The following is a 16,074-nucleotide window of genomic DNA, read 5'->3' as shown; positions in this document are numbered from 1 at the left end:
AATTTTATTATATTAGTGGCATCAAAACAATCTAAAAAAAGTAAAGATGTCATATTATCCTCTCAATAGCATTCCAGATTATTATGGTATTGATGATTTACTCACCGATGAACACCGCCTTATTAGAGGTTCGGTTCGGGATTGGGTAGAGTCATTCATTATGCCTAAAATAGATGATGCTGCACAACACCATAAAGAAATCCCTAATCTAATGAAAGAACTGGGAAATATCGGTACTTTAGGCCCTTATATTCCAGAAGAATATGGTGGGGCTGGGCTAGATCAAATTTCCTACGGACTGATTATGCAGGAGTTAGAACGCGGTGATTCTGCCATTCGTTCGGCAGCTTCGGTACAATCTTCTTTGGTGATGTTTCCAATTTATGAATTTGGTTCAGAAGCACAAAAGAAAAAATACTTGCCTCAGTTGGCGAGTGGCGACCTTGTAGGCGCTTTTGGTTTAACAGAGCCTAACCACGGTTCTAATCCAGCAGGGATGGAAACGCATTTTAGAGAAGAAGGCGATTACCTTATTCTAAATGGAGCAAAGATGTGGATTACCAATGCCCCCATCTGCGACATTGCCATAGTTTGGGCTAAAGGAGAAGACGGCACTATAAGAGGAATGATTGTAGAGCGTGGAATGGAAGGTTTTACAACGCCTGAAACGCTTAATAAATGGAGTTTAAGAGCGTCTAAGACTGGAGAACTCGTATTCAGAGAGGTTAAAGTACCTAAAGATAATGTACTTCCTAATGTTAAAGGACTTAAAGGACCTCTTTCCTGTCTTAATTCTGCAAGATATGGTATTTCTTGGGGCGTGATTGGTGCAGCAATAGATTGCTACTGTACGGCATTACAATATGCACAAGAACGCAGCCAGTTTGGTAGGCCTATTGCAGGATTTCAATTACAACAAAAGAAATTGGCAGAGTTTTTAACCGAAATTACCAAATCTCAATTGTTATCTTGGCGATTGGGTCAATTGAAAAACAAACACCAAGCCACCCCAGCACAAATTTCTATGGCGAAAAGAAATAATGTAAAAATGGCCATCGATATTGCTAGAGAAAGTCGCCAAATGCTGGGTGGTATGGGAATCATGGGAGAATTTCCTATGATGCGACACGCTGCTAACCTAGAATCTGTAATCACTTACGAAGGTACTCACGATATCCATTTACTCATTACGGGTATGGATATTACGGGAATTAACGCCTTTTGCTAAAATATAAAACTATGAACGAAAAAGACAAACGCTTCATTATGCTATGGCAGAATTTAAGAAAAAGTAGAGTGAAGTTTTCTTTAAAACAAGGTATTGTTATTGCTTTTATATTTATACTTTTTGCTGCCACAATTAACTATTTCCTCACAAAACCTGAGAATTTTAAATTCTTTATATTAAAGAATACCATCATTTGGTTGATTAGTTCGGTGATTTTATTTATATACTATTACTACATAGGCTTTAAACGCTACGAACAACGCTATAATCAACTAATCAATCAGGATAAAGACGAAACTACACTTTAAAAATTAAATCATGATAGATAAAACTGTAAAAAATGTAAAAGAAGCCTGCGAAGGGATAGAAGATGGAATGACCATTATGCTTGGAGGCTTTGGGCTATGCGGGATTCCAGAAAACTGCATCGCAGAATTGGTAGAAAAAAATGTGAAAAATCTAACTTGTATTTCTAATAATGCAGGCGTAGACGATTTTGGCTTAGGCTTGTTACTTCAAAAAAAGCAAATCAAAAAAATGATATCGTCTTATGTTGGCGAAAATGGAGAGTTTGAAAGACAACTATTAAACGGAGAACTAGAAGTAGAACTTATTCCACAAGGAACATTGGCTACGCGATGTTTGGCAGCAGGTTATGGTATGCCTGCGTTTTTTACTCCTGCGGGTGTAGGTACAGAAGTCGCTGAAGGTAAAGAAATACGAAATTTTAATGGAAAAGATTATCTTTTAGAATATGCTTTCGATGCTGACTTTGCTATTGTAAAAGCGTGGAAAGGAGATTCCGCTGGAAACTTAGTTTATAAATCTACCGCCAGAAATTTCAATCCACCTATGGCGATGGCAGGGAAAATTACCATTGCCGAAGTAGAAGAATTGGTACCTGCGGGAACTTTAGATCCAGACGAAATTCATACCCCAGGGATTTATGTTCATCGTATTTTCCAAGGTGCACATTATGAAAAGCGTATTGAGCAGAGAACTGTGAAACAAAGAGAATCTTAATTAAAAAATTGAAAGCATGGCTTTATCAAAAGAACAAATCGCACAACGCATTGCGAAAGAAATAAAAAATAACTCTTATGTTAATTTAGGAATTGGGATTCCTACTCTAGTGGCCAATTATATTCCTGAAAATATTAATGTAGTACTACAATCGGAAAATGGATTATTAGGGATGGGCCCATTCCCTTACGAAGGTGAGGAAGATGCTGACCTTATCAATGCAGGAAAGCAAACCATTACCACACTACCGGGTTCAGTTATTTTTGACTCGGCTATGAGTTTTGGGATGATTCGTGCCCAAAAGGTAGATTTAACCATTCTTGGGGCAATGGAAGTATCCGAAAATGGTGATATTGCCAACTGGAAAATCCCTGGTAAAATGGTAAAAGGAATGGGCGGTGCTATGGATTTAGTGGCCTCAGCAAAAAATATTATAGTAGCAATGCAACAAGTCAATAAACATGGCGACAGCAAATTACTCCCAGAATGTTCGTTACCTTTAACAGGCGTTAAATGTATTAAAAAAATTGTAACCGAATTAGGCGTTTATGAAGTTCTTCCTGAAGGAGGTTTTAAGTTAATAGAACGAGCACCAGGTGTAAGTATAGATGAAATTAAAAATGCCACCGCAGGAAAATTAGTAATAGAAGGAGAGATACCTGAAATGGTTTTATAATAAATAAAGGTGCAGTATAACTTTTGAAAATCATAAAAAAAAGGTATCTTTGCTACCATACAAAATATAGAAAATGGCAGAATATAAATTATTATTACCCTCTATGGGAGAAGGCGTAATGGAAGCCACCATTATCTCTTGGCTTTTTGATGAAGGCGACCATGTGTCCGAAGATGATAGCGTGGTGGAAATTGCAACCGACAAAGTAGATTCCGATGTTCCCACACCAGTTTCTGGGAAGATTGTTAAAATTTTAAAACAAAAAGATGAAGTCGCTCAAGTAGGAGAGGCAATTGCGATCTTAGAGGTGGAAGGCGAAGGCTCTGGCGATACGGAAGCCACAAAAACTTCAACGACTACACCAGAACCAACCCAAACTGAAGAGGCACCAACACCAGACGAAGACACTTTAGCAACTATTGAAGCCCCATTAAAGGCACAAGCATCTGTTTCTTTTGATGATTTATATTTATCCCCTTTAGTTAAATCTATTATTCAAGAAGAAAATATTTCTGAAGCGGAATTAAAAAGCATCCAAGGGACTGGTTTGGAAGGAAGAATTACTAAAGATGATATTTTAGCATTTGTTAATAACCGCTCTAAATCGTCATCATCAGTTCCTAGCACACCACAAGTTAAGGTGGAAACTACAACATCTTCAGCTCCAGCATCTACGGTAAGTGTGTCTTCTGGAGACGAGATTATTCAAATGGATAGAGTAAGAAAACTCATTTCCGATGCCATGGTGAGAAGTAAACAAACCGCACCACATGTCAGTTCATTCATTGAAACGGATGTAACCAATGTGGTAAAATGGCGTAATAAAAACAAAAACGGATTCCAACAAAGAGAAGGTGAGAAATTAACTTTTATGCCAATTTTTGTACGCGCTGTGGTGAAGGCCATCCAAGACCATCCTATGATTAATGTTTCAGTAGATGGAGATAAAATCATCAAAAAGAAAAATATTAATATTGGTATGGCAACAGCAACGCCAGATGGTAACCTGATTGTCCCTGTGATTAAAAATGCAGACCAATTATCTTTAAGCGGTTTAGCAAAAGCTATTAACGACCTAGCGTATAGAGCAAGAAATAAAAAACTAAAACCAGAGGATACCCAAGGGGCAACTTATACCATTTCAAACATTGGGACTTTTGGAAACTTAATGGGTACACCTATTATTCCATTGCCTCAAGTGGCTATTTTAGCTGTTGGTGCTATCGTGAAAAAACCTGCGGTATTAGAAACACCAGATGGTGATGTCATCGCGATTAGACAAAAGATGTTTATGAGCCATTCGTATGACCATCGTGTAGTAGATGGCTCTTTAGGCGGATTATTTTTAAAGTCCGTACACGACTATCTAGAAAACTGGGATTTAGATACCGATATTTAACTTAACAATCAATTAAAACCATAGAAATTATGAAAAAGATTCTTTCCATCGCATTATTATCTGCGTTTACTATCGTATTAGGACAAGAAACCCCTAAGAAAAAAGCGTGTTGCTCTACAAAAGATAAAAAAGAATGTACAACCCAAAAAGGTAAAGAAGAGAAAAAAGCATGTTGCAAAACTAAAGAAGCAAAAGCTACTGAAAAGAAAGCATGCTGCAAAACTAAAAAAGAAAAGAAATCATAAGATTTCTTAAACTAACAATCGGTGTGGAAATTTCCACACCGATTGTTTTATGCTAAACTTTTATAAAACTCTATGGCTTTATGGATATTGTTAGCATCGGCTTTATAGTTATAAGTACAAGAGCCAATACCATCAATTAAAGAAAATTGTATGCTTCCATTTTTATTTTTCTTATCGTTTTTCATCCATTCCATAATTGAAGTGTTGGAAAGTGGGTCAATAGAAATATAGGGATAAAAATGCTGAATTTTTTTAACAATAGTGTTGCATGCTGTTTCTGGAATCAAACCTTCTAGAAAAGCCAGATAAGTTTCCATGATCATACCTATGGCTACCGCTTCCCCATGAGCTATGGGTTGGTCTAGAGACATGAATAAACTTTCTACGGCATGCCCAAAAGTATGTCCAAAATTTAAAGTCTTTCGGATATTTTGTTCCTTAAAATCTTGGTCTACTATATGTTGCTTAATTTTAATTGAGGTTTCAATCAACCCATCTAAAACTTCTGGTGTAAGCGTTTCTAAAGCGCTCAATTCTTCCCAATGAGAGGCGTCGGCAATGAGTCCATGTTTTAGCATTTCAGCAAATCCACTTCTTAATTCTTTATAAGGCAAAGTCTTTAGGAAATCGGTAGTTACAAAAATTTGTTCTGGAAAAGCAAAAGTTCCTACAATATTTTTTAAAAACTGGTGGTCTATTCCTGTTTTGCCACCAATTGAAGCATCTGCCATTGCTAAAAGTGAAGTAGGTAAATGGATAAATTTAAAGCCTCTTTTATAAGTTGAAGCTACAAATCCACCCATATCTGTAATCACACCGCCACCCAAATTAATGAGTAATGCATTTCTATCCACTTGAAATTCGGAAAAAATTTCCCATAATTGAGTAGCCGTATGAAGGTTTTTGTTTTCTTCCCCTGCTTCTAATTCAATGGATTCCATAGGGATATCGGTGGCTAAATTTCCTAGTAATAAAGGCAAACAATGCTGGTGTGTATTTTCATCTACCAAAATCAAAATTTGGCTTGGACGAAGCTCTTTAATATATTGGTTTAATGCTGTAAAGTCTTTATCTAAAGTTGTTATCATAATCTATTTTTAGAATCGCAAAAATACTAATAAATATTAATTCTTTTTAACCTTAATAGGTCGTTTTTAGTAAGGAAATTTCGTATTAATTTAGTAACTTTGTGGAAACATAAAAACATTATCTACTTATGAAATTTTTCATTGATACCGCAAACCTTGAACAAATTAAAGAAGCAAAAGACCTCGGAATTTTAGATGGGGTAACGACTAATCCTTCGCTTATGGCAAAAGAAGGCATCCAAGGTAAGGACGCCATTCTAAAACATTACAAAGCGATCTGTGATTTAGTTGATGGCGATATCTCTGCCGAAGTGCTTTCTACAACTTATGACGAAATGATAAAAGAAGGGGAGGAGTTGGCAGCCATTCATCCGAATATCGTGGTTAAAATTCCTATGATTAAAGATGGGGTGAAGGCATTAAAATACTTTTCAGATAAAGGCATTAAAACCAATTGTACATTAATTTTTTCAGCAGGGCAGGCATTGTTGGCGGCTAAAGCAGGAGCCACCTATGTATCGCCATTCTTAGGCAGATTAGACGATATTTCTACGGAAGGTCTAGGGTTAATCGAAGATATCCGTGTGATTTTTGATAACTATATGTACGAAACTGAAATTTTAGCGGCTTCTATTAGACATTCGATGCATATCATCAATTGTGCTAAAATTGGTGCCGATGTGATTACTTCGCCACTGCCACCGATTTTAAGTTTATTAAAACACCCATTGACAGATAATGGTCTAGCCCAGTTCGTAGCAGATGCTAAAAAAATGGGATAATTAGAACATTAATCCCAATAGAAAAGGTAAACCACAACAGGTTTCCACACCAAGAGAGTAGTATAAATCTACTCTCTTGTCATTTGAAGCTGATACCAATCCTGCCGAAATCAACCCCGAACATGCTATGGCTAAAAATAACCGATGTTCTAAAGTAAAATAAGCCATCGTAGCACTGGAAATTAATAGAGTATAGGCTAGTAGTTTGGTATTCGAAGTACCGATTAGCTTAGGGAAAGTCATAATTTTGTCCTGATGACGGTCTCTGATGTCAAAGGGCAAAACCAATGCTGAAATATACAATAAGACTACCCAAAACGCTCCCCAATGGATAGATTCTAAAGGCAGCCAAACACTCATCAATGCCCAAGTGAGCCCTACATAAAAAATCTTAAATAATGGAATTTGCCTAACAAAATATTTCAAGAATCGACTATCGTATAATAATCCTATAACAATGATAATCAACCATTTAACAATAATATTAAAATTGTGGAATTTCCATAGAAACAATAATCCAAATACAAAAACGATAATATTAAACACGATAATTTTTGTTAATTTAGATTTGATGTTTTGATATTTTGTATAGGTATAGCCACAGAGATAAGTAAAGAAAATCAGCCCTATAAACTGCCAAGACCATTGGTGATGTCTTCCTATAAAAAGCATCGCTAATGCAGTTCCCATAAGGGAAACATAGATTTGGCTATCTACAATATATTTTTTGATAAAAGTAACGATACGGCGTAGGTTTTTATAATCAGAAATCCAAAAATACAAAAAATACTACAATCAGAATTCCTTTACAAAAGATAAAATAGCGATTTTAATGAGTTAAGAGTGCCTTCAAAAGTAGAGTAGGGACACAAAAAATGGCAAGCTACCTAAATCACACCGCTACAACCGATTACCTTTGCTGCGTTCCCACCCTGGAGGATTCTCAGGAGCTGGTTGTTTAGGACTTGCCAGTGCAAATATATAACTTTTCTATAATATACACAAAATACAACGGCTTAATTTTTTGGTAAGGCTATTGCCGCTTTACAAAATCTCAATCACTCGTTCTAAAGGTCTACCAATTGCCGCTTTGTTGTTTTTAACAACAATTGGGCGTTGGATTAATCTTGGATGCTCCAACATAATGTTAAGGTAATCTTCTTCGGAATATTCTTTTTGTTCAAAATTGTCTTTAAAATACTTATCCGAAGTCCGTATTAATTCAGAAGGTTTCATATTTAAGAGGCTTAAAACTTCCTCTAGTTGGGACTTGGTGATGTTATCTTTTAATAAATCCACTACTTCTACATTAGATTCGTGTTCTTTTAAATAATCTAAAGCACAGCGGGATTTAGAGCAACGGTTGTTGTGGTATAGAGTAGTTTTCATCGTATTAAAATTTAAAATAGTCCGTTTAATTCAGCGTCTATACGCTCTAGGATAGAACCAAAATCTTCTGGTTTTTCTACAAAATCTAAATGGTCTACATCTATGATGAGCAATTTCCCTTCCTTATAATTTTTAATCCAGTTTTCGTATTTATTATTCAGTTTAGAAAGGTAGTCAATACTGATTTCGGCTTCATAATCTCTGCCGCGTTTAGCAATTTGTCCCACCAATTTCGGTACTGAGGCTCTAAGGTAAATCAATAAATCTGGTGCAGACACAAAGGTCTTCATCAATTCAAATAAAGACAAATAATTTTGATAATCCCTATCACTTAACAATTGCATTTCATTTAAGTTTTCAGCAAAAATATGGGCGTCTTCATAGATGGTTCTATCCTGAATGATATTTTTACCACTTTCTCTAATTTCTTTTACCTGTCTAAAACGGCTGCCCAAAAAATAAATTTGAAGCGCGAACGACCATTTGGACATATCGTGGTAAAAGTCGTCTAGATAAGGGTTGTGGTCTACATCTTCAAACTGGGCTTCCCATTGGTAATGCTTTGCCAGCATGGTGGTAAGGGTGGTTTTTCCTGCGCCAATATTTCCTGTAACTGCAATATGCATGCTTTGTAATTTTTATGATTAAAAAGAGGTGTAAAGATAGACTTTGTTACCTATCAATGCCAAATATCCATTGGAATTTTTTTCCACAATTCTACCATCGTCTTGAGAATTTTTTAATTTTAAATGATAGTTAACCAGCTCATAAATAGCCTGATGAGTCAATACAAAAATCTTATTTCCCTCTCGCCTAATTTTTTTTATTTGGTTTAAAGGATAAGTTGTAGTGGTTCCCGTTTTAGTATCCAAACCTATCAATGCGTTCGAGGTTGCATAATACATCATGCCATTTTGAATAATAAATTCCTCAACATTAATATCATCTTTAAAAATGGTAGTGCTAAGAATATGATGGTCTCTGTAATTGTACTTCGTTAGTGTGTTTTGAGTCGTATTCAATAGCCAAACCACTTGTAGGTTTTCAACATAAACCGCGTCGATATAACCTAAGCGTTGCGGAATTTTAAATTGTTGAATTTCAACTAAGTTTTGGTCTAAAAACTTAAACACTTGCTGATTGGCTGAGAATAAAATCACATTTAATGGATTGACGATTTGCTGAATTTTAAATGGATAAACTTCCATTCTTTGGCTCAGCGGTTGTCCTTTATCATTAAATTTGGTAAGGCTAAAATCTTTATCACGATACAAATAAAGGTGGTTATAATCGTCTAAATAAAAACGATTAGTATCTTGTACAATGCTGGAATCCAAAGGGATAAGGCTTTGAGATTTTCCCAATAGAAATGCAAAACACAATAAGAAAAACCACCGCCACTGCATTATTCGCTGATTTTTACTTCATAGATTTTATCCCAATTTTTACCCGTTACGAGCATATTTTCGCCTTTGAATGCAATGCCATTCAATACATCGTCTTGACCTTTGGTATGTTTTTTAGCCAGTTCTGTAAAATCAAAAATACCTACCACTTCACCATTTTTAGGGTTGATTTTTAGGATAATGGGCTGCTGCCAAACATTAGCATACACATAACCATTGTGGTATTCTAGTTCATTCAAACGGTCGTAAGCTTTATCATTACTTGCTACGGCTATAAATTTAACCACTTCCGAAGGCGTTTTAGGGTCAATGAAATAGAGGTTTTTAGAACCATCTGAAGCGATGAGGTATTGTCCATCATAAGTCAAGCCCCAACCTTCGCCCAGAATGCCGGGGTAAGGGAAAGTTTCCAACAATTTTAAATCCGATTTGTTATAGATAAATCCAACTTTATTTTGCCAAGTCAATTGATAGACTTTATCGCCCACGATGGTTGCTCCTTCGGAAAAAACTTCGTTGGGTTGCGTAGTGGCTTCGGTAACTTTGGTATTGCCTAGAGGGTATTTTATCATTCTAGAGCTTCCATTTTGCCCATCACTTTCGTAGATTGTATTGCCCTCTAATTGGAAACCTTGTACAAAATTATTAGGATCGTGTGGATATTCTTTTTCTATGGTAAAGCTTAATTTTTTGGCTGGGTTTTTAGCATACACATTGATGACGGCATCTTGGGTGAGTGTTTCGCCACCCTTAGTTTTAATGATAAACGACACATCATTATCCCCTAAAGTAAAATAATCTGGGGTTACCTTAAGGTCGTTGGTTTCCTTATCACCAAAACTAATGCTGATTTGTTCAGCGTTTTCGGTCACTTCTTTAGGCAGCTGGATGGCATCGCCAAAGTGGTAGCCTTGGGTTTGTTTAGATAGGTTATATTCATTTAGTGTATTCAGCATGTCTTTATCGTTGTTGCAAGAAGTCATTAACAGTAGGCTGATTCCAGCCATAATGAAGGTCTTTTTCATAAATTAAATTCTAAATAATTAAAGTTTTATTTTGATTTTATCAATATTAATAATTTTATACACCATTTCTTTTAAAAGCTCGGCATCACTCATATTTACCGCCCCAAGTCCTTTACTTTTCATATCAAATTCTCTTAAAATGGAAATAATTCTTGTGGCGTGTTTTAGCCCATACACTTTGGAAGCCGCTTCATAATCTTTAACAAAATAAGGATTGATACCAATGGTAGATGCAATGGTGGTGGGCGATGCTCCCTTCATCGTATGGAACAATACCAAATTAGAAAAATAAGAATATAAACTTCCCAAAATAACTACAAAAGGATTAGATTTTGGATTTTTACCGATATAATAGGCTATTTTCATCGCTTGGTCGGCATTTTTATTACCTAGTGCTTTTTGAAGTTCAAACACATTATAATCCTTACTGATGCCGATATGTTTTTCTATCACACTAGCCGTAATGGTTTCCCCTTCCTGAAGTACCAAGTGTAGTTTATTAATCTCATTGGCAATTCTTGATAAATCGTTCCCGAGGTATTCTGCAAGTAGGTTGGAAATACTCGGGTCGGCTTTAAAACTCGCCTTTGTAATTTCCGATTGTATAAACTGTGGCAACTGCCAATCCTTAACGCGTTCGCTAAGAAATAGCATTTTATTTTTGTTTAATGTTTTAGCAAACTTTTTCCGAGTATCTACTTTTTTATGCTTGTGGGCAATGGCTAAAATAGTACTGGGAATAGGATTTTCTGCGTAGGCTTCTAGCGCTTTGGTCTCGCTTTCTGTCAATCGAATGTCTTGGGCTTCTTTTATGATGATGAGTTGTTTGTCGCCCATCATAGGGAATTGCCTTGCTAATGCCAATACTTCAGCGTAGGTGGTATCTTTACCATAGACAATGGTTTGGTTAAAGGCTTTTTCATCTTCGGTTAAAACCTCTTGTTCTAAGTGTCTTACCACATCATCAATAAAATAAGGTTCTTCGCCATGCAAAAAATAGATGGGTAGAAATGTTTTATTTTTTATATTTTTGATGATTATTTCTAAGTCTTTCATACCAATGCAAGTTACAAAACTCAATTTTAAAGAAACCTATCCGTTTCAAATTAAACAAGACAAAGATACATTTTTTATTTACGATATACTAAGAAAAATCTGGTTAGTGCTAACACCCGAAGAATGGGTAAGGCAACACTGGATTTATTATTTCCATAAAACTAAAGGTTACCACACCTCTGCCTTGATTGCAGAACAGAAAATTATATTAAATGGAACCACTAAGCGTTTGGACTTATTGGTAACGGCAAAAACCCAACCTCAAATCCTTATTGAATGTAAAGCACCCCATATTAAACTCAACGAAGTTGTATTTGAGCAAACCGCTCGATACAATAGCATCATCAAAGCCCCAGAAATTATTCTAAGTAATGGGCTGCACCATATTTTTGCCCAATATAAAGATAATTCTTATCACTTTTATCCCAATGAGGTTTAACAAAAAAGGAATATCTCATTGGATATTCCTTTTTTATATTAAGTTATAATATTACATTAATTTCTTAACGGCTTTTTTCACGGCTTCAGCATCAATACCATATTTTTTCATCAATTCGGCTGGGGTTCCAGATTCACCGAAACTATCGTTTACGGCTACAAATTCTTGCTTTGTAGGGTGCTTTCTTGCAAGCATTCCCGCTACGGATTCGCCTAAGCCACCTAAGTAGTTATGCTCTTCTGCCGTTACGATTTTCCCTGTTTTCTTTACTGATTTTAAGATGATGTCTTCGTCTAATGGCTTTATCGTATGAATGTTAATCACTTCACAAGAAATACCTTCTTTAGCTAATTCTTCAGCTGCAACTAAAGATTCCCAAACCAGATGCCCCGTAGCCACAATTGTTACATCACTACCTTCTTGTAATAAAATCCCTTTCCCGATTTCAAATGGCATATCTTCTGGTATAAACACGGGAACCGCAGGACGCCCAAATCTTAAATATACGGGACCTTCATAGTCTGCAATAGCGATGGTTGCGGCTTTAGTTTGGTTATAATCACATGGGTTAATCACCACCATCCCAGGTAACATTTTCATCATCCCAATATCTTCTAACACTTGGTGGGTTGCCCCATCTTCACCTAGAGTTAGTCCTGCGTGAGAAGCACAAATCTTTACATTTTTCCCTGAGTAGGCGATGGACTGGCGGATTTGGTCGTAAACTCTAGAAGTAGAAAAGTTAGCAAAAGTTCCCGTAAAAGGAATTTTTCCATTAATGGTAAGTCCTGCCGCGATACCCATCATATTGGCTTCGGCAATTCCCACTTGGAAGAATCTATCGGGGGCTTTTTCTATAAATTTTTCCATCTTTAGTGAACCAATAAGGTCAGCACATAAAGCAACTACATTAGGATTTTTATCTGCTAACTCGGCTAAGCCTGCTCCGAATCCACTTCTGGTATCTTTTTTTTCTGTATATGTATATTTCATTTTTATTTTTTAAAATTTATGAAAGTTTAGTTAAGACCTAAACTTAGTCTTTTTGTTGAATGGTAATTTTCTTATTATAATTGTTTGCCGCGATTGCACCCCAAATCATACAAATAGGCCAAGTGATAAATAATCCAACACCTAAAGTAAATATACCTACAATGCAGGATATAATAAACATGATGATAGCCCCAGACACGGTAGAGTACAACATACCTATTGGACCAAAAAAGAAAGTCAACAATAAACTAATTCCCACACTTTTGGTAGGGGTGACTACAATTACTTTTTCTGATTTATTTGAATTTTCCATTGTTTTTATTTTTTTAATAATCTGCTACTTCATCTAGTTCTAATTGAGCTAACGCCTTTTCTAATTGCTCATCATTGGGGGCTTTTCCATGCCAAGCGTGAGTTCCCATCATAAAGTCTACGCCATTACCCATTTCGGTATGCATAATGATGGCAATAGGTTTTCCTTTGCCAGTTTCTGATTTGGCTTGCTCTATAGTGTGGATTACCGCTTCTAGATTATTCCCTTCTTTTAGTTCTAAAACTTTCCAATCAAAGGCTTCTAATTTGGCTTTTAGATTACCCAAAGATAGCACTTGGTCTACATCGCCGTCTATTTGTCGGTTATTGTAGTCTATGGTCGCGATTAGGTTGTCTACTTTGTTGTGGCTGGCGTACATTAGCGCTTCCCAAATCTGTCCTTCTTGCAATTCGCCATCGCCGTGTAGGGTATAGACTAAGCCTTTATCCCCGTCTAATTTTTTACCTAAAGCCGCACCAATAGCCACTGAAAGCCCTTGACCCAAAGACCCCGAAGCTATTCTAACACCAGGAAGTCCCTCATGTGTTGTAGGGTGTCCTTGCAATCTGGAGTCTAATTTTCTAAAAGTTTTAAGTTCCTCTACTGGGAAAAATCCAGTTCTTGCCAATGTGCTATAAAATACAGGGGAAATATGCCCGTTGGAAAGGAAAAATAAATCTTCGTTTTTGCCTTCCATAGTAAAGGGTAACTCGTAGTTCATCACCTTGCCATACAACGCAGTAAAATATTCTACACAGCCCAAACTTCCCCCTGGATGTCCAGAGCTTACAGCGTGTACCATCCGTAAAATGTCTCTTCTGATTTGTGTGGTGAGATGTTTTAATTCTTCGGTTGTTTTTTTCATTTTTTGTATTTGATTTTTATTCTTTTGATATTTTATGTTTAAAAAATAGTATTATTTTTTAGGCTTACTAATAAGCCATAGTCCTATAAAAGTCAATAACCCGTTAATGATTAATAACTCTAAGCCAACTTGGAAATCCCCAAAAATAAGGCTTTGGTATTTATCAATAATAAAAGATAATACCGGTGCCGCGATACAAACATAAGGCACAAGTTTATCATTAACCGTTCTCTTCGTAAAGATACCAAATGCAAATAATCCTAATAATGGTCCATAGGTAAATCCTGCCAATTTTAAGATTAGCCCAATCATAGAATTGTCATCAATCCACTTGAAGACTAAGACCATAATTAAAAATGATAAGGCTACCCAAAGGTGAACACGCTTTCTAAACTTTTCTTTCGCTTGGCTGTCGATATGTTTTTCCTTTAATCCAAAAATATCGATACAGATAGAAGAGGTGAGTGCCGTCATCGCTCCATCAGCACTTGGGAATAATGCGGATATTAAAGCCACAATAAATATAATCGAAATCAATGGTGGCATATGGTTAAGGGCAATATCTGGGAACAGCTGGTCGCCGCTGCTCAATACCCCTTCTTTGATGCCGTATAAGTGAAGTAGTCCCCCCATATACAAAAATAAGGAAATAACGCCTAATAGAATAAACCCGAGCGTTACCATATTTTTTTGAGAATCTTTAAGATTGGTTACAGAAATGGATTTTTGCATCATTTCTTGGTCTATCCCCGTCATTGTAATGGTAATAAATGCTCCAGCCAAAATTTGTTTTAGGAAAAAGCCTTTGTCATTCACATTAAAATCAAAGATATTAGTATAGCCTTTAGCACTCATAGCGTTAAAACTTTCCACTATGCCTAAATCCATATAATTTAGCATATAAATGGTACAAATAATTAAGCCTAAAAGCATACATGAGGTTTGCAAAGTATCCGTCCAAACAATGGTTTTTACACCACCTTCATAAGTATAGAGGATAATCATAGCTAAGATAATCAGCGTAGTTAGAATAAATGGCACACCTAAATTATCTAAGATAGCCACTTGCAAAATATTCACCACCAAATAAAGTCTTGCCGTAGCGCCTACCAATCGGGATACGATGAATATAGATGCCCCAGATTTATAAGAGTATTGCCCCATCCGTTGCTGAAGATAACCATAGATGGAAGTCAGTTTCAGCCGATAGTAGAGTGGAAGCAGGACATACGCCACTACAATATAGCCGATTAAATACCCAATGGTAATTTGTAAATAATGAAAACTGTCTTTGCCTACTTGACCGGGAACACTCACAAAAGTAACCCCAGAAAGCGAAGTGCCTATCATCCCAAATGCCACTAGCATCCAGTTGCTGCTACGGTTACCGATAAAAAAACTGTCGTTGTTACTACCCTTACCTGTACGATAAGCCACCCATAGTAGAATGGCGAAGTAGGCTAAAATAATACTTAATAGAATAATTGGAGACATTATTTATTTTAGTTTTTAAGTATCGCAAATATAACGCAATATTATCGGCTAAAAAAATGAATGAATATAAAATTTGTTCTACCAAATAAGTCTTTCACTTCTTCTTTTACGATTCTTCAAAAAAAGGTGCCATATACGCCATAAGAAAATCTGGACAGCGAATGACTTTTTGTTTTTCAGCCTCTAGAAAATAAAGCGTTGTACTCGCTTCGGTAATTTTATCCCCATTAGGATTAAAAATTTCATAATCAAAAATGATTTTTACCCCGGCTGGTTTTTTTCTCACATAAGTATGTATTTCTAGAAGTTCGTCATATTTTCCAGGTTTCAAATATTTAATATTAAACTCAGAAACGGGCAACCAAATCCCTCGATTTTCAATTTCATCATAGGCAATTCCTATACTTCGGAAGAGTTCTACCCTAGCAACTTCCAAATACTCAGCATAGTTACCGTAATAAACATACTTCATAGGGTCAGTTTCGCCGTATCTTACTCGTATAGAGTGGGTTGTGTGAATCATACCGTTTTTTTTATTTATACATACAAATATATTTCTAAAAAATCAAGAGTGCAAACATTTTTTTTTTTGAATTAAATCTTGGATATTTGCGTTCTAATTCTTCTCAAAAAAAATTACAAAAAACATCAAA

20 protein-coding genes and 1 other RNA gene are annotated in these 16,074 nt (G+C 36.0%); 8 read left to right on the top strand and 13 right to left on the bottom strand.

What is annotated here, in order from left to right; genetic code table 11:
* The first annotated feature begins 46 nt into the window (after positions 1 to 46).
* The 6 genes from C237_RS0100720 (at position 47) to C237_RS12575 (ending at position 4,571) form a co-directional block, all read left to right on the top strand.
* Positions 47 to 1,228 (top strand): acyl-CoA dehydrogenase family protein, encoded by a 1,182-nt coding sequence (locus C237_RS0100720; RefSeq protein WP_018674565.1) that lies wholly within the window; start codon positions 47 to 49, stop codon positions 1,226 to 1,228.
* Between the two features lie 11 nt (positions 1,229 to 1,239).
* Positions 1,240 to 1,536: a hypothetical protein gene (locus tag C237_RS0100715; RefSeq protein ID WP_018674564.1), complete on the top strand. Its 297-nt coding sequence runs from the start codon at positions 1,240 to 1,242 to the stop codon at positions 1,534 to 1,536.
* A 10-nt stretch (positions 1,537 to 1,546) separates the two neighbouring features.
* On the top strand, positions 1,547 to 2,251 hold the full coding sequence (locus C237_RS0100710; protein WP_018674563.1) for a CoA transferase subunit A: 705 nt from the start codon (positions 1,547 to 1,549) through the stop codon (positions 2,249 to 2,251).
* Positions 2,252 to 2,267: 16 nt separating this feature from the next.
* A complete protein-coding gene (locus C237_RS0100705; RefSeq protein WP_018674562.1) occupies positions 2,268 to 2,927 on the top strand; it encodes a 3-oxoacid CoA-transferase subunit B in 660 nt (219 codons plus the stop codon).
* Between the two features lie 73 nt (positions 2,928 to 3,000).
* A complete protein-coding gene (locus tag C237_RS0100700; RefSeq protein WP_018674561.1) occupies positions 3,001 to 4,326 on the top strand; it encodes a dihydrolipoamide acetyltransferase family protein in 1,326 nt (441 codons plus the stop codon).
* Between the two features lie 29 nt (positions 4,327 to 4,355).
* On the top strand, positions 4,356 to 4,571 hold the full coding sequence (locus C237_RS12575) for a hypothetical protein (protein WP_018674560.1): 216 nt from the start codon (positions 4,356 to 4,358) through the stop codon (positions 4,569 to 4,571).
* Positions 4,572 to 4,618: 47 nt separating this feature from the next.
* Here C237_RS12575 and aroB read toward each other — a convergent pair whose 3' ends face one another.
* A complete protein-coding gene (aroB, locus tag C237_RS0100690; RefSeq protein WP_018674559.1) occupies positions 4,619 to 5,659 on the bottom strand; it encodes a 3-dehydroquinate synthase in 1,041 nt (346 codons plus the stop codon).
* Between the two features lie 128 nt (positions 5,660 to 5,787).
* Here aroB and fsa point away from each other — a divergent pair, with 128 nt between their 5' ends.
* Positions 5,788 to 6,441 (top strand): fructose-6-phosphate aldolase, encoded by a 654-nt coding sequence (gene fsa, locus C237_RS0100685; RefSeq protein WP_018674558.1) that lies wholly within the window; start codon positions 5,788 to 5,790, stop codon positions 6,439 to 6,441.
* On the opposite strand, the gene C237_RS0100680 is transcribed toward fsa, so the two are convergent.
* From C237_RS0100680 to holA, 7 genes are all read right to left on the bottom strand, one after another.
* On the bottom strand, positions 6,442 to 7,224 hold the full coding sequence (locus C237_RS0100680) for a UbiA prenyltransferase family protein (RefSeq protein ID WP_018674557.1): 783 nt from the start codon (positions 7,222 to 7,224) through the stop codon (positions 6,442 to 6,444).
* 90 nt (positions 7,225 to 7,314) lie between these two features.
* Positions 7,315 to 7,412: signal recognition particle sRNA small type (gene ffs / locus C237_RS14105), an RNA gene on the bottom strand.
* A gap of 73 nt (positions 7,413 to 7,485) precedes the next feature.
* Complete coding sequence (gene arsC / locus C237_RS0100675) at positions 7,486 to 7,830, bottom strand: arsenate reductase (glutaredoxin) (RefSeq protein WP_018674556.1); 345 nt, start codon at positions 7,828 to 7,830, stop codon at positions 7,486 to 7,488.
* An 11-nt stretch (positions 7,831 to 7,841) separates the two neighbouring features.
* Positions 7,842 to 8,456: a deoxynucleoside kinase gene (locus C237_RS0100670; RefSeq protein WP_018674555.1), complete on the bottom strand. Its 615-nt coding sequence runs from the start codon at positions 8,454 to 8,456 to the stop codon at positions 7,842 to 7,844.
* 18 nt (positions 8,457 to 8,474) lie between these two features.
* Positions 8,475 to 9,236 carry a hypothetical protein gene (locus C237_RS0100665; protein ID WP_156809684.1) on the bottom strand — a complete coding sequence of 254 codons (762 nt, stop codon included), beginning with the start codon at positions 9,234 to 9,236 and terminating at the stop codon, positions 8,475 to 8,477.
* On the bottom strand, positions 9,236 to 10,261 hold the full coding sequence (locus tag C237_RS0100660) for a glutaminyl-peptide cyclotransferase (protein WP_018674553.1): 1,026 nt from the start codon (positions 10,259 to 10,261) through the stop codon (positions 9,236 to 9,238). The genes C237_RS0100665 and C237_RS0100660 overlap by 1 nt, the downstream gene beginning before the upstream one ends.
* An 18-nt stretch (positions 10,262 to 10,279) precedes the next feature.
* Positions 10,280 to 11,317, bottom strand: coding sequence for a DNA polymerase III subunit delta (gene holA / locus C237_RS0100655; RefSeq protein WP_018674552.1), 1,038 nt, complete (start codon positions 11,315 to 11,317; stop codon positions 10,280 to 10,282).
* 4 nt (positions 11,318 to 11,321) lie between these two features.
* Between holA and C237_RS0100650 the strand changes: the two genes are divergently transcribed.
* Positions 11,322 to 11,756, top strand: coding sequence for a type I restriction enzyme HsdR N-terminal domain-containing protein (locus C237_RS0100650; protein ID WP_018674551.1), 435 nt, complete (start codon positions 11,322 to 11,324; stop codon positions 11,754 to 11,756).
* A 51-nt stretch (positions 11,757 to 11,807) separates the two neighbouring features.
* Here the strand turns inward: C237_RS0100650 and C237_RS0100645 are convergent, their stop codons facing one another.
* From C237_RS0100645 to C237_RS0100625, 5 genes are all read right to left on the bottom strand, one after another.
* Entirely contained in the window at positions 11,808 to 12,749 is a 942-nt protein-coding gene (locus C237_RS0100645; RefSeq protein ID WP_018674550.1) for a transketolase family protein, read from the bottom strand.
* Positions 12,750 to 12,792: 43 nt separating this feature from the next.
* Complete coding sequence (locus C237_RS0100640; protein WP_018674549.1) at positions 12,793 to 13,062, bottom strand: hypothetical protein; 270 nt, start codon at positions 13,060 to 13,062, stop codon at positions 12,793 to 12,795.
* Between the two features lie 13 nt (positions 13,063 to 13,075).
* Positions 13,076 to 13,936, bottom strand: a complete 861-nt coding sequence (locus tag C237_RS0100635) for a transketolase (protein ID WP_281166417.1) — start codon at positions 13,934 to 13,936, stop codon at positions 13,076 to 13,078.
* A 42-nt stretch (positions 13,937 to 13,978) separates the two neighbouring features.
* Positions 13,979 to 15,421: a sodium:solute symporter gene (locus tag C237_RS0100630; protein WP_018674547.1), complete on the bottom strand. Its 1,443-nt coding sequence runs from the start codon at positions 15,419 to 15,421 to the stop codon at positions 13,979 to 13,981.
* Between the two features lie 106 nt (positions 15,422 to 15,527).
* Positions 15,528 to 15,944, bottom strand: a complete 417-nt coding sequence (locus C237_RS0100625; protein WP_018674546.1) for an acyl-CoA thioesterase — start codon at positions 15,942 to 15,944, stop codon at positions 15,528 to 15,530.
* Positions 15,945 to 16,074 lie beyond the last annotated feature (130 nt).

Origin of the sequence: Riemerella columbina DSM 16469 (assembly GCF_000374405.1) — a bacterium.
Classification (GTDB): Bacteria; Bacteroidota; Bacteroidia; order Flavobacteriales; family Weeksellaceae; genus Riemerella; species Riemerella columbina.
The sequence above is the reverse complement of the archived record's forward strand: the minus strand, read 5'-3'. Positions and strand labels throughout refer to the sequence as shown.

Coding starts and splice junctions, on each gene's coding strand:
- C237_RS0100715 (WP_018674564.1), top strand. CDS start 1,240: ATGAACGAAAAAGACAAACGCTTCATTATGCTATGGCAGAATTTAAGA.
- C237_RS0100640 (WP_018674549.1), bottom strand. CDS start 13,062: ATGGAAAATTCAAATAAATCAGAAAAAGTAATTGTAGTCACCCCTACC.
- C237_RS0100630 (WP_018674547.1), bottom strand. CDS start 15,421: ATGTCTCCAATTATTCTATTAAGTATTATTTTAGCCTACTTCGCCATT.
- C237_RS12575 (WP_018674560.1), top strand. CDS start 4,356: ATGAAAAAGATTCTTTCCATCGCATTATTATCTGCGTTTACTATCGTA.
- C237_RS0100660 (WP_018674553.1), bottom strand. CDS start 10,261: ATGAAAAAGACCTTCATTATGGCTGGAATCAGCCTACTGTTAATGACT.
- fsa (WP_018674558.1), top strand. CDS start 5,788: ATGAAATTTTTCATTGATACCGCAAACCTTGAACAAATTAAAGAAGCA.
- C237_RS0100710 (WP_018674563.1), top strand. CDS start 1,547: ATGATAGATAAAACTGTAAAAAATGTAAAAGAAGCCTGCGAAGGGATA.
- C237_RS0100705 (WP_018674562.1), top strand. CDS start 2,268: ATGGCTTTATCAAAAGAACAAATCGCACAACGCATTGCGAAAGAAATA.
- C237_RS0100720 (WP_018674565.1), top strand. CDS start 47: ATGTCATATTATCCTCTCAATAGCATTCCAGATTATTATGGTATTGAT.
- aroB (WP_018674559.1), bottom strand. CDS start 5,659: ATGATAACAACTTTAGATAAAGACTTTACAGCATTAAACCAATATATT.
- arsC (WP_018674556.1), bottom strand. CDS start 7,830: ATGAAAACTACTCTATACCACAACAACCGTTGCTCTAAATCCCGCTGT.
- C237_RS0100700 (WP_018674561.1), top strand. CDS start 3,001: ATGGCAGAATATAAATTATTATTACCCTCTATGGGAGAAGGCGTAATG.
- C237_RS0100625 (WP_018674546.1), bottom strand. CDS start 15,944: ATGATTCACACAACCCACTCTATACGAGTAAGATACGGCGAAACTGAC.
- C237_RS0100665 (WP_156809684.1), bottom strand. CDS start 9,236: ATGCAGTGGCGGTGGTTTTTCTTATTGTGTTTTGCATTTCTATTGGGA.
- holA (WP_018674552.1), bottom strand. CDS start 11,317: ATGAAAGACTTAGAAATAATCATCAAAAATATAAAAAATAAAACATTT.
- C237_RS0100645 (WP_018674550.1), bottom strand. CDS start 12,749: ATGAAATATACATATACAGAAAAAAAAGATACCAGAAGTGGATTCGGA.
- C237_RS0100670 (WP_018674555.1), bottom strand. CDS start 8,456: ATGCATATTGCAGTTACAGGAAATATTGGCGCAGGAAAAACCACCCTT.
- C237_RS0100650 (WP_018674551.1), top strand. CDS start 11,322: ATGCAAGTTACAAAACTCAATTTTAAAGAAACCTATCCGTTTCAAATT.